The sequence below is a fragment of the Novosphingobium mathurense genome (genome assembly GCF_900168325.1).
In the GTDB taxonomy this organism is placed as follows: Bacteria; Pseudomonadota; Alphaproteobacteria; order Sphingomonadales; family Sphingomonadaceae; genus Novosphingobium; species Novosphingobium mathurense.
This window is the reverse complement of the sequence record NZ_FVZE01000001.1, coordinates 935,756-948,307: the sequence shown is the minus strand read 5'-3', so window position 1 is coordinate 948,307 and position 12,552 is coordinate 935,756. Positions and strand designations below refer to the sequence as shown.

The 12,552-nt window shown below is 63.1% G+C and carries 11 protein-coding genes and 1 tRNA gene; all 12 read left to right on the top strand.

Features of this window, described 5'->3' with window-relative positions; translation table 11 throughout:
• The first annotated feature begins 111 nt into the window (after positions 1-111).
• The 12 genes from grxC to B5483_RS04440 all read left to right on the top strand — a co-directional run bounded on the left by grxC (position 112) and on the right by B5483_RS04440 (position 12,534).
• Positions 112-375 (top strand): glutaredoxin 3, encoded by a 264-nt coding sequence (gene grxC, locus B5483_RS04495; protein ID WP_054948119.1) that lies wholly within the window; start codon positions 112-114, stop codon positions 373-375.
• An 18-nt stretch (positions 376-393) separates the two neighbouring features.
• Positions 394-1,209, top strand: a complete 816-nt coding sequence (locus B5483_RS04490) for a carbon-nitrogen hydrolase family protein (RefSeq protein WP_079729584.1) — start codon at positions 394-396, stop codon at positions 1,207-1,209.
• Between the two features lie 8 nt (positions 1,210-1,217).
• A complete protein-coding gene (locus tag B5483_RS04485; protein WP_079729877.1) occupies positions 1,218-1,715 on the top strand; it encodes a DUF1178 family protein in 498 nt (165 codons plus the stop codon).
• 51 nt (positions 1,716-1,766) lie between these two features.
• Positions 1,767-1,843: transfer RNA gene (locus B5483_RS04480), tRNA-Arg, on the top strand.
• 121 nt (positions 1,844-1,964) lie between these two features.
• The gene (locus B5483_RS04475; RefSeq protein ID WP_217698190.1) at positions 1,965-2,951 is read left to right on the top strand and encodes a DUF2891 domain-containing protein; all 987 of its coding nucleotides are present in this window, start codon (positions 1,965-1,967) and stop codon (positions 2,949-2,951) included.
• A gap of 112 nt (positions 2,952-3,063) precedes the next feature.
• The gene (locus B5483_RS04470; RefSeq protein ID WP_054944425.1) at positions 3,064-4,035 is read left to right on the top strand and encodes a LysR family transcriptional regulator; all 972 of its coding nucleotides are present in this window, start codon (positions 3,064-3,066) and stop codon (positions 4,033-4,035) included.
• Positions 4,036-4,402: 367 nt separating this feature from the next.
• Positions 4,403-6,664, top strand: coding sequence for a TonB-dependent siderophore receptor (locus tag B5483_RS04465; RefSeq protein WP_176167946.1), 2,262 nt, complete (start codon positions 4,403-4,405; stop codon positions 6,662-6,664).
• A gap of 15 nt (positions 6,665-6,679) precedes the next feature.
• Positions 6,680-8,476, top strand: coding sequence for an ABC transporter ATP-binding protein/permease (locus B5483_RS04460; RefSeq protein ID WP_245828815.1), 1,797 nt, complete (start codon positions 6,680-6,682; stop codon positions 8,474-8,476).
• On the top strand, positions 8,473-9,822 hold the full coding sequence (locus B5483_RS04455; RefSeq protein ID WP_079729581.1) for a TldD/PmbA family protein: 1,350 nt from the start codon (positions 8,473-8,475) through the stop codon (positions 9,820-9,822). The genes B5483_RS04460 and B5483_RS04455 overlap by 4 nt, the downstream gene beginning before the upstream one ends.
• On the top strand, positions 9,819-11,279 hold the full coding sequence (locus B5483_RS04450; protein ID WP_079729580.1) for a TldD/PmbA family protein: 1,461 nt from the start codon (positions 9,819-9,821) through the stop codon (positions 11,277-11,279). The genes B5483_RS04455 and B5483_RS04450 overlap by 4 nt, the downstream gene beginning before the upstream one ends.
• A 41-nt stretch (positions 11,280-11,320) precedes the next feature.
• Positions 11,321-11,644, top strand: coding sequence for a thioredoxin (trxA, locus tag B5483_RS04445; RefSeq protein ID WP_079729579.1), 324 nt, complete (start codon positions 11,321-11,323; stop codon positions 11,642-11,644).
• On the top strand, positions 11,644-12,534 hold the full coding sequence (locus B5483_RS04440; RefSeq protein WP_079729578.1) for a hypothetical protein: 891 nt from the start codon (positions 11,644-11,646) through the stop codon (positions 12,532-12,534). The genes trxA and B5483_RS04440 overlap by 1 nt, the downstream gene beginning before the upstream one ends.
• Positions 12,535-12,552: the final 18 nt, after the last annotated feature.

The window sequence follows — 12,552 nt, the reverse complement described above, 5'->3', positions numbered from 1 at the left end:
GCGCCCTGGCTTCGAGCCATCCCCACCGTGGGCCATGACTCGTCCCATTAGATATGATACCGGCGCCCACTTTCAAGTGACCGCCAGCACAGTTTCGAGGAGCAATTGTCCATGAGCAAACCCAAGGTCGAGATCTACACCAAGTGGGGCTGTCCCTATTGCGTTGCGGCCAAGTCGCTGCTCGACGGCAAGGGCGTTTCCTATGAGGAATACGATATCACCATGGGCGGCCCCAAACGCGACGAGATGGTGGAGCGCGTTCCCGGTGCCCGCACCGTGCCGCAGGTCCTCGTCGCCGGCACGCCCTATGGCGGGTTCGACGACATCAATGCCCTCGATCGCCAGGGCAAGCTCGATCCGATCCTCGGGCTCTGACAGCACGCTAGCAAGACCATGACCCGCGCTGCCCTGTTCCAGATGACCACCGGCATCGATCCCGCGGCCAATGCCGAGGCGATCGTATCCGCCGTTTCGCAAGCGAAGCAGGGCGGGGCGGCGATGCTGTTCACGCCGGAGATGTCGGGCCTGCTCGACCGCCAGCGTCCGCGCGCTTCCCAGGTCATCCGCAGCGAGGCCGAGGATCGCGTGCTTGCAGCGGTTCGCGAAGCCGCCGCGCGCGAGGGGATCTGGGTCCATCTCGGCTCTCTCGCCATCGTGCGTGAGGACGGGCGCTGGGCCAACCGGGCCTTCGTGATCGACGAGAGCGGCGAGATCCGCGCCCGCTACGACAAGATCCACATGTTCGACGTCGATCTGGCAACGGGCGAATCCTGGCGCGAATCCAATGCCTATGCTGCGGGCGACGAAGTCGTGACGGTGGAAACGCCGCTGGGCAGGCTGGGCCTGTCGATCTGCTACGACGTGCGCTTCCCCGCGCTTTTCGAGGCGCTCGGCCGGGCTCGCTGCGACGTGATCGCCATTCCGGCGGCCTTCACCGTCCCGACCGGGAAGGCGCACTGGCATCTTCTGCAGCGCGCCCGCGCGGTGGAGGCAAGCGCCTATGTCCTGTCCGCAGCCCAGGTCGGCAGGCATGAGGACGGACGCGAGACCTACGGCCACTCGCTGGCAATCGATCCATGGGGAGAGATCATCCTCGACATGGGCGGTGAAAAGGCCGGTCTGGGCTTTGCCGAAATCGATCCTGCCCGTATCGCGGAAATTCGGGCGCAATTACCGAGTCTTGCCAATCGGCGGACAATAGCCAAATAGAATTGACCATGATCGTCTATGATCTTGAATGCCGTGCCGGGCAGCATCGGTTCGAGGGCTGGTTCAAGTCTTCGGAGGATTTCGCGCGTCAGCAGGAGAGGGGCCTGGTGTCCTGTCCTCACTGCGGATCTGCCGAAGTCGGCAAGGCCATCCAGGCCCCGCGTCTTTCGCGCAAGGGCAACCAGATGGTCGAAGCACCGTCCCGCCCGCAGCAGCCCTCCAGGCCCGCGGAAGTGCCCACAGCCCCGGTGGCCAGCGCGCCGATTCCGGCGGAAGCCGTCGAAGTGATCCGCAAGCTTGCGCAGATGCAGGTCGAGGCCCTGAAGTCCTCGCGCTATGTCGGCAAGAATTTCGCCGAAGACGCGCGCGCGATGCATTATGGAGAGCGCGAAGCCGAAGCGATCCACGGCCAGACCAGCGCGTCCGAAGCGCAGGAACTGCTGGAAGAGGGTATCGCCGTGATGCCCCTGCCATTCCCGGTGACGCCGCCGGAACAGGCAAACTGACCGCAACAGATTGCCAACCCGAAAAACCCAAGCTAGGACCCGGCCCCGAGTGCGCCCGTAGCTCAGCAGGATAGAGCACCAGATTCCTAATCTGGGGGCCACAGGTTCGAATCCTGTCGGGCGCACCATTTAAGACCCGCGGTTTTCCGCGGGTTTTTTGTAGCGCAAGTCGCTCGCAGTATTACCGCCGCAAAGGCTCGGGATTCGATTGCCCGCTTCCCCCTGCTTTACGCGCTTGAGAGGATTTCGATGACGCCTGCACGCGCCGCAACCTTCGCCCGCATTGCACTCGGTCATGTCACGAGGGAATATCCGCACAAGCCGGACCATATCATGGCCGGCGATACCGACGCATACCTTCCACGTGAGATCCATCCGATCTTTTTCGGCAGTTTCGATTGGCACAGCTGTGTCCACGGCTACTGGCTTCTTGCCCGCATCCAGCGTCTATACCCGGATATCGAAGAGGTGGCGGCAATCGCTGCGCTGTTCGCGAACGCCTTCACGGCCGACAAGGTCGAGCGCGAGCGCGCCTATCTTGATCGTCCGGGGGCGCGCACGTTCGAGCGACCCTATGGCTGGGCCTGGCTGATGATGCTGCAGAGCGAACTGGAGATTGCTGGCAGTCCGCACGCGACGACGCTTCGCCCGCTTTGCGACGCATTCGCACAATTGTGGCGCGTTCATCTGCCAATGCTGAGCTACCCGGTCCGTGCCGGAACCCATGCCAACACCGCCTTCGCGTTGATACTTGCCGACCGCTATGCGCGGGTCTGCGGCGATGGGCGAATGCAGACTTTGATGGCGGAACGCGCAAACCAGTGGTTTGGGGCTGATCGGGCGGCGCAGGCTTGGGAACCCGGCGGTGAAGATTTCCTGTCGCCGACCCTGATGGAAGCGTTGGCGATGCAGCGACTGCTGCCACCCGATGCATTTGCGTCCTGGTTCTCCGGGTTTCTGCCGGTGCTGGCATCCGGCACGCCGGAGACACTGCTGACGCCCGCCCGCGTGAGCGATCGCAGCGATGGCAGGATCGCCCACCTGGACGGGCTCAATCTCACGCGTGCCTGGGCCATGCGGGAACTCGCCAGGACCACCGGCGGTCATGTGCGGGATGTGCTCGAAGCCAGTGCCCGTGAGCACCTTGCCGTCGCTCTGGACGAGGTCGCCGGCGACTATATGGGAGAGCATTGGCTGGCGAGCTTCGCCATGCTCGCGCTGACGGGTCTGGATTAGGTTGTCATCTTCGCTTGCTTCCTTACCGTAGCCAACGGCATCGGCATCGGCATCGGGATGGGCGGTTCTGCGGTGGCTGGCTGACTTGGCGATTACGGAAGGGCGTGACTTGATGAGCTCCGAGCGATCGATGGAGACGAAGAACAATGCCGGCGAACGGCCGATGCATCGCCTCAACCTCAATCTGCTCTATCCGCTCGATGCGATCCTGCACGCCCCGACCTTGACCGAAGCCGGACGCCGGGTGTTGCTGAGCCAATCGGCGATGAGTCATGCGCTGCGTCGGCTGCGCGATCATTTCGGCGATGACCTGGTTGCGCATTCGGGAGGGGAACAGCATCTGACGCCGCTGGGCATGGCGCTGCGTACCGAGGTCCGGCGGGTGATGCGGGAGGTTGAGGGCACGTTCAATTACGCGCTCGATTTCGATCCCCTGGCGGCCAGGCAGACGATCACCGTCGCAGCTCCGGAGGCGATCGAGCAGATGCTGATGGGGCCTGTTCTGCGGGGGCTGTCCACCGATGCCCCCGGCTTGGCGGTCAGTATGGTTCCCGTCGATATGGCGGACCCCGAGCGTTCGCTGGACGAGGGAGCCGATCTCCTGTTGCTGCCGGAAGAGGCGGCCATAGATCGGCTGGAGACGCTGGCGATCCTGAACGACCATGCATCGTGCATGGTCTGGGACGGGCACCCTGAGTTGGGCAGCGGCTACGAGATCAGCGAAGAGCAATATCTGGCCGCGCGCCATGTCGTGACGCGCGGCGAGGCGACTTCCCTGCTTGCCGTCGATGAACGGGGCAACCGGTTGTTGAAAGCCCGCCAGATAGGGGTGCGAACGACATCGCAGGCAACACTCCCGGCCATCGTGATCGGTAGCGATCTGGTGGCGACGGGTAGCGTCTGGCTGTTTCAGTTCTATGCCTCGATCATGCCGCTAAGGGTGATCGGCGCTCCGTTCCCGACGAAGCAGACCATGTTCGTTGCGCAGTGGGCAAGCCATCGCCGGCGCGATCCGATGCTGGCCTGGTTCGTCAAGCGGATCAAGGAACAGGCGGATCGCTCGCTTGTTCAGACCATTCCATAGGCTTGGTCATCGGCATCGATTTCGCTCATGGTTTCCATGAACAGTTCGAATTTGCGTGTCATGAATGTGCCGCATAACTTCCGGTCCGACGGGAAAATCCTGCGGGCGCATCCTGCGCCAAGACATGGAAGCCCGTCAGCAGGAGAACGGCTGCGGTTGTGATGGCTTTTTGGAAAGCAACCGCATCTTCGCGCCACAAGGCGTATCCGTTTTGACTTCAGGGTTTCGTTCGTTCGGGCGTGCGGCTTCGGTTGCGCGTTGGGGAAGGTGCGCGACCTTGAGTACTGGGGGTTGTATGTTGAAACTAACTGCCAACGCACATTGTTTTCTGGGGGCCGCAAGCCTTGGTGTCATCGCCGTCCTCGGCGTGACCGCACCGTCTCCCGTTTCCGCACAGACCGAGCGAAACGTCGATATCAACGTTCCTGCCATGCCGATGGCCACGGCGCTTGAGCAAATCGGCGCTCAATCGGGCGCAGAGGTCAGCTTCGATCCCGATGCGATCAAGCAGCTGACCTCCCGGCCGGTTCGCGGGGCCACGTCCGCGCGGCAGGCCCTTCAGGAAGCGATCGCCGGTACGAATCTTGTGATCAGCCAATCCCCGAACGGTGGCTTCGACATCATCGGCGGTATCGTCGTATTCGCAAGGCGGGACGAGGCTGAGACCAGCATTCTTGTCCGGCAGGCATCCACCTCCGATCGTAACGGCCTGGGGCTGCGGGATCAGCCGCGCAACACGCAGGTGATTTCCTCCAAGCTGATCGAGCAGCAGCAGGCGCTCGACGTCTCGGACATCCTGCGCAACGCAGGCGGTGTCTCGGTGCAGGTGAACAATCCCAACACCGGCGCCAGCTACAGCGTTCGCGGGTTCAATGCCTCCGGTCTTGTCAACGGCCTGTCAGGCGGATCGCAATATGGCGTGCAATCCGGTGCGAACCAGCCTGTCGCCAATATCGAGCGCGTCGAGGTATTGAAGGGCCCCGATGCGCTGCTGTCCGGTTTTGACAATCTGGGCGGCAACGTCAACGTGGTGACCAAGAAGCCGAGCGCGGAGACGCGGCTGGCCGTCACGGCCGAGACGGGCTCCTTCGGTCTGGTGCGCGGCGTGATTGACGCCAACAGTGCGATCACCGCCGACAAGAAGCTCTCGGGCCGCATCATCGCCAGCGCACAGACGATGGACCACAACTACGGCGGCTATACCGGCAACGAGGACTACCTCTACGCGCCGTCGCTGCGCTTCAAGGACAGCCGTACCGATATCGTGATCGGTGCCAGCCTGTCGAAGGCGATCACCGGGATCACCGCCTATACGCTCTTCGACAACAAGACATTCCAGCTCATCGAGCGGGACCCGTCGGTTCCGATCTACTCGCCGGATGCGACTATCCGCGTGCAGACCAACCGCTTCTATTTCGATGCGACACGCGAGCTTGTGCCGGGGATCGACGTGGTCGTTCGCGGGATGCACGACAACACCACGCTGAGGCTGGCAGTCCCTCAGGTCGGCTACAGCCGTCAGGGCGATCTGGTCGTGGACATCAGCGGTTCGCAGCAGAAGGGAAGCTCCGATGCCATCGACGGCTTCGTGCGCATCAAGACTAATGTCAGCGACTTTCTGAAGCTGCGCTTGAACGTGGGATACAACTACAGCCGGGGAGACACCGTGCAGCGCAGCGGCACGACCTTTACCCGCATTCCCAATCCGCCGCTCGGCGAAAATACGACTCTTCCCGTGCAGCCTTTCCCGCCCCTGGGTGCTCCGCTGCTGCGCGCCGCGGGCAAACAGGAGGGCGTTTATGGCCAGGCTTTGCTGGAATTCTGGAAGGTCAAGCTGCTGGGCGGCCTGCGCAAGAACTGGTTCGAATCCACGACTACGCTGTTGTTCCCCGGCGCGCCACCGCCGGTCACCAACAACAAGAGCGGCGTGACGCCCAACACCGGGATCGTCTTCGACGCGACGAAGCAACTTTCGTTCTTTGCCACGTATTCCCGCGGTGAGCAGGCGGTCTTCACGACTGGCGTCGGCGGTGTGATCCTGCCCAACATCAGGACGACCAACAAGGAAGCCGGTCTCAAGCTTGACCTGTTCGGCGAGCGGGCGACGATCAACGCGTCCTACTTCGATATCCAGCAGGACAACACCATCGTCTTCAACCCGACCCTGGGTGGCTTGACGTCCGGTCCGGGACAGCGCGGCCGCGGTATTGACCTCAACATCTCAGGCCAGCTGTTGCCCGGTTGGACGGTGCTCGGCTCCTACACCCGGACCAAGTATTCGTTGCTGACCAAGTCGGCCTCGCAAACTACCGTCGCGCGCCAGCCACGGGATACCTACAGCATCTATTCCAACTATCGGACCCGTATTTCCGACGCGGTTAGCGGTGGCATGTCCGTGGGTCTTTACGGGCGATCCAGTTCCTACGCCGATGTTCTGGGCCGGTATCAGGTTCCCGCGGCCCGCCAGATCGACGTCAACGGCTTCCTGACGGTGGCTGGATTCGACATCAACCTGGGCATCCGCAACATCTTCGATCGGCGCAACTACAACACGACGTCTGCGTTCACCTACGTCCCGGTCGACGAACCGCGTAACGTGCGCCTGACTGTCACCAAGCGCCTGTTCTGATAGGTTGCGCCAGTCATGATGCCGCCGTCTGCCGATGTCGAGGAGGCCCGCCGCGAAGCGGGCCTCCAGCCGAACCAACCCGCCCGCGAGCGCTTCGCACATGCATGGCGGCTGACGACGCGATACTTCGTGTCTGAGGATTGGAAGGTGGCGTGGGCCCTGCTGATCGCCTACTGTGCGATTTCGTTCGGCGGGGTCTATACCTTCATCCTGTCGAACCACTGGCAGCGCGAGTTCTTCGACTCGATCGAACAGCGGCAATCCAGCCTGTTCGTTACGCTGATCATGACGTTCCTGATGATTGCGGCGCTGCAGGTCGGTGTCGTTCTGGCGAACAATCTGGTGTCCTGGACGTTATCGATCCGGTGGCGGAACTGGCTTACCAACTGGTACATGGATCGCTGGTTCGCTCGGGACCGTTTCTATGAGATCGAGCGCCTCCGCTTAATCGACAATCCCGATCAGCGTATCGCCGAGGACATCAAGAACTTCACGCTCGTTACGCAGGGCAATTCCCTGGTCGGTATTGCGGTCGGCCTTGTCGGAAGCCTGATCAGTGCCGTCAGCTTCGGCTACATTCTTCTCCAGACGTCGGGACCATTGGTGATACCCGTCGCTGGCTATCGGGTCTCGCTTCCGGGCGGTGATCTGATCTGGTTTGCGATCTTCTATGTGCTCTTCGGGTCGGTCGTCATCACCTGGATCGGCAAGCCATTTATCCGCCGCCGGATGCGTGAGCAGCATTACGAGGCCGATTTCCGCACCAATCTCATCCATGTCCGAAGAAACGGGGAACAGATCGCCTTTTCCCGGACCCAGGACATGGAGCGGGCAGGGCTCAAGGGGTCCTTCGCCAACATCCGGCGGAACTGGTACCGGCTCATGTGGGCGAACATCGGTCTGAGCGCGGGCAGCAGCATTTACGAGCGGGTCATGGGAGTTATCCCGCTGTTCCTGACGGTGCCCAAGTTTTTCGCCGGTCAGATCAGCTTCGGCCAGGTCATGGCATCGCGCGATGCCTTTACGCAGTTCAGTTCGTCCTTGTCCTACTTTGTCCAGGTGTATCCGGGCCTTGCCCAGCAGATTGCGAATATCAACCGCCTCAAGGCGCTTGACGATTCGATCGACCATGAGAGGCCGCGCGGCATTGCTTTCCGCCCCGGAGAAGCGGGCGAAGGCATTGCGATCGATGTCGAGAACCTCGAATTGCGTCGCCCGAACGGTCAGCCGCTGCTCTCGCTGGAGGAGTGGAAGGTCCGTGACGGAGAGCGCTGGGTCATCGAGGGATCTTCCGGAGCGGGAAAGACCACGCTGCTGCGGGCCATTGCCGGCTTGTGGCCCGATGGTGCCGGTTCGGTCGCGATGACGCGGCACGGTACCGCCATGTTGGTGCCGCAGCGCCTCTACTTGCCCCTCGGGTCCCTGAAGGACGCGGTCTGTTTTCCCGACCGTGCCGAGGAACATGACGATGCCACGGTCGCAGCGTTGCTGGAGAAGGTTCGGCTGGGCACCCATGTCGCGGAAATGCACGAGTTGCGCGTGTGGCAGGATGAACTGTCGCCCGGTGAACAGCAGCGCGTGGCGCTGGCCCGTATCCTGCTGCAACGCCCGACGCTGCTTGTGCTGGACGAAGCGACGAGCGCGCTCGATGCGGACAATGCCGCGCATTTCTACGAGACGGTGCGGGCGGCGATGCCCGGGAGCACCATCGTCAGCGTCGTCCATAACGAGAAGCTGGCTGCCTATCACACGCATCGTCTGCTGATGCAGGATCGCCGCGCCATCAAATCGAAGATCGAGAAGAAGGCATGAGTGAATTGCTGACCCAGAGCGAGGCGGACTTGCGCGATGCTGCGTCACTGGCGGTTGACCTTGCGGCCCGGCGCGGCGCCAAGGCGCGCGCGTCTGTCCATCATGAAGGCATTGCCAAGATCGCGGTGCGTAATGGCGAGGTCGAAACGGCCGAGCGCAGCGGCAGTCAGGGACTGGGCATCACGGTATTCCACGATAGCCGGCAGGGTTCGGCATCGACGGCAGGGTTCGACAGGGCTGCGATCGAGCGCGTGGTCGAAGAGGCGATGCTGATCGCGCAACATGTCCAGCCCGATGTCGATGCCGACCTGCCGGCGTCGGACCGGCTGGCCCATACCGGGCCCGCACCTGAACTTTATGCCGACAGTCCGCGCAGCCCCGACATGCTGCTGGACGCGGCGCAGGTCCTGGACCGGGCGGCGAATGAAATTGCGGCTTGTGACAATCGGCTGCGGGCAGGGGAGTGTGTTGCGGTGGCCACCGAAGGGCTTTGGGCTCTGGCCACCAGCGATGGCTTTTGCCGGAGTGTGCAGCGCTCCAACGATGCGCGCTGGTCGGTCATGCTCGCGCATGATGAAGGGGGCAGCACTTCAGCCTTCTGCCAATCGCAGGAACGGCGCGTGGATGCGCTGATTCCACCTGACGTCCTTGTTGGGCGGGCGGCTGATCGCGCGCGCCAGGCGCTCGGTGCGCGTACGATCGGCAGTCGGCGATGCCCGGTACTGTTCGATCCCTTCACGGCCGCAAAGCTGGTCGGCGAGCTGGCCGGCGCCTTGACCGGTCATGCCCAGTATCGCCGGATGAGCTTCCTTCCCGATCCGGTCGGCCGCTGCGTTTCGGCCTCGCATCTCGATCTCAGCGAAGATCCGTTCGAACCGCTCGGACTGGCCAGCGGCGGCTTCGACAGTGAGGGGATCGCCGGGTCGTCGCGCGCGATCCTGCGCCAGGGCGCTGTCGAAGGGCTGTTCCTGTCGACTTTTTCCGGGCGCAAGCTGGGTATGCCATCGACCGGCAATGCCGATGGCTTCTACAATCTGCGCCTGACCAGTTCGGCTGCAAGCGGTGACTGGCAGGCAATGCTGGAGATGCTGGGCACAGGTCTGGTCGTGACCGAGTTCCAGGGCGGCAAGACCGATCCCGCCAGCGGCAACTGGACCCAGGCGATCAAGGGGCTGTGGGTCGAGGATGGCCGTGTGGTCCATGCCGTTACCGATGTGACGCTGGCCAGCAATATGCCCGCGATGCTGACCGGCATTCGCGCGGTGGGCCTCGATGTGGAACGACAGGGGGCGATCCGCACCGGGTCCATCCTGATCGATGACATGCAGGTGGGAGGCACGGCATGAACGGCGGCGACATTGCGATCGACCGCGCGCGCGCGCGGTTGCTCGGCCCGGCGGGGCTGGACGAGGCGGCCATCGGCCGGGCTCTGGGCCATCTGGCAGGGGGCGGTGCGGATCTGGCCGACCTGTTCTTCGAGACAACGAGCTTGCGCAGCTGGAGGCTGGAGGGTGGCCGCGTCACCAACGGTGGCTTTGCCATGCGGCAGGGTGTCGGTGCGCGGGCAGCGCATGGCGGCCATGTCAGCTTTGCCCATTCGGCCGACATGCGTGAGGGTGCGCTACAGGATACGGTTCGTGCGGTGCGGTCCTTGGCGCGAGATGGCGACACCGCGCGCCAGCCGCAGGGGATCGCATTGACTCCTGCCGGGGGACGCCATGACCTCTATCCCGTCATCGACGCTGTTGCGGTCGAGGATGCGACCGCGTGGATCGCCATGCTGGAGCGGATCGATCAACTCGCGCGTGAGCATGACCCACGGATCGTGCGCATCGACGCCAACGTTCGCGCGCAGGATACGACGGTCCTGATCGCCAATGCCGACGGACAAATGGCCGGCGATGTGCGACCGATGACGATCCTGTCTGTCATGGTCGTCGCCGAAGCGGAAGGGCACCGCGCACGCGGACAGGCCGGTCTGGGGAGACGCGCGGGTCAGCGCGGCTTCGATGCCGTCTCGGTTGAAACCATGGTCGCAACCGCTGTGCGCATGGCCATCAACAACCTCGACGCAATCCCGGCGCCGGTTGGCGAAATGCCGGTGGTTCTGGGGCCGGGCTATCCCGGTGTGCTCTTTCATGAAGCGGTCGGGCACGGACTGGAAAGCGACCATCATCGCAAGCATCTCTCCGCCTTCGACGGTAAAGTCGGGGAAAGGATTGCAGCGTCCGGCGTCACCGTGATCGACGATGGCGGGATCGCCGGACGGCTCGGTTCGCTCGGTGTGGATGACGAGGGCACCACGCCGGATCGCACGGTCCTTGTGGAGGATGGCGTCCTGACCGGTTTGATGCACGATCGTGTCAATGCCGGTCTGATGAATGCCCGCTCGACCGGAAATGGCCGTCGCCAGTCCTATGCGCATCTGCCGATGCCGCGCATGACCAATACGTTTCTGGCAAACGGGCAGGACGATCCGGCCGATATCATTGCCTCGATCGATCGCGGTATCTACGCGACCGAATTCGATGGCGGGCAGGTCGACATCGTCACCGGGCGCTTCAACTTCACGACGATCGAGGCTTGGCTCGTTGAAAAGGGCAAGCTCGTCGCACCTGTGCGCGGGGCGACCCTGATCGGCGTTGGCAATGAGGCGCTCCGTCATATCTCCATGGTTGGCAACGACCTCGCTTTCGACACCGGCATGGCGACCTGCGGCAAGCAGGGACAGACGCTCAGCGTCAGTGTCGGCCAGCCGACCCTCCGCATCGACCGTATGATGGTCGGCGGACAGGCCGGTTGATGGCCTCCACATCTTCATTTTTTCCAAAAGGAACAGCGATCATGCGTAACGCTACTGAGCAGGATTTCGACGACATCGTCATGAAGAACGACAAGCCTGTACTCGTCGATTTCTGGGCGCCCTGGTGCGCGCCATGCAAGGCGCTGGCTCCGACGCTGGACGAGCTGGCCGAGGAATACGCCGAAGAAATGGAAGTCGTGAAGGTCGATATCGAGGCCAATCCGGCGCTGGCGGCGCGGTTCGGCGTGCGCGGGATTCCGCTGCTCATGGTTGTCAGGGATGGCGAAGAGAAGGCCCGCACTGTCGGCACGATTTCCCGTAGCCGTCTGGACGCCTTCGTCGAAGCCAATGTGGGGGGGCAGTAATGGCCGACGTCGCATTTCTGGGCGATCCTGCGGTCAAGGCGCAGGCACTCGCCCGGCTGCGCAGCCACATCGCGGCAGGGACCTTTGTGTTCTTCCCCGCATGGGCGGACGGCAAGGCCAATATCATCGGCGCGCTTGTCGAAGCCGACGACAAGCAGGCCTTTGCCGAACGGTACGGTTACCCCATCGCATTCGCGACCGCGTTGGAAATGATCGTCAACGCATTCAAGGTCCTGCCGGATGCCGAGGAATTCGTTGGCGCCCTGCTGGAGCGCACCCCTGTCGGGGTCGATCTCTCCCGGATCGTGCCGCAGGTGCTGGTCTCGCTCCTCGCGAGTCCGGATGTCGTCGCTCTGACGGGCCGATATGGCGAAGTGGAAAGATGCAGGCGCGAAGTGCTGGCGCTGCACCAGCGCGTGATCGGCGGCGAGGTCCCCGACCGCAAGGAATGGAAGGCGATACGCATGGCCGCCGTCGCCGCGAGCGACGCTATTGTCGATGACGCGCTGCCGCACCTGGCCAGTCTGATCGTCGAAGCCGCGGCCTGGCCCGCGACGATGCGCAGCGTGCTGCACGATACGCTCGGCGCCTGTGGCCGTCTGGAGATCCAGCAGATGATGGATACCATCGGTTGGACGCAGGCGCAGGAAAGCCGCGTCTTCAAGATCCGGGAGCAGGCGGAGGCCGATGGGCGCATGGCCGAACTGGAAGGTCTGGACCGGGTGCTGGCGCTGCTCGATCACGACGACCCGGAACTGGCGCGCGGCTTCCGGAAACGGCTCGAACATTTCGGGAAGCTCGGGGACCACTACCGGACTGTCGGGTGGAAGATCATCGAGCTTATCGAACAGGCACCCAAAGCCGTTCTGCCCCGCGAGAACGCGGACTGACAAGGTCCGCAGGCGAAA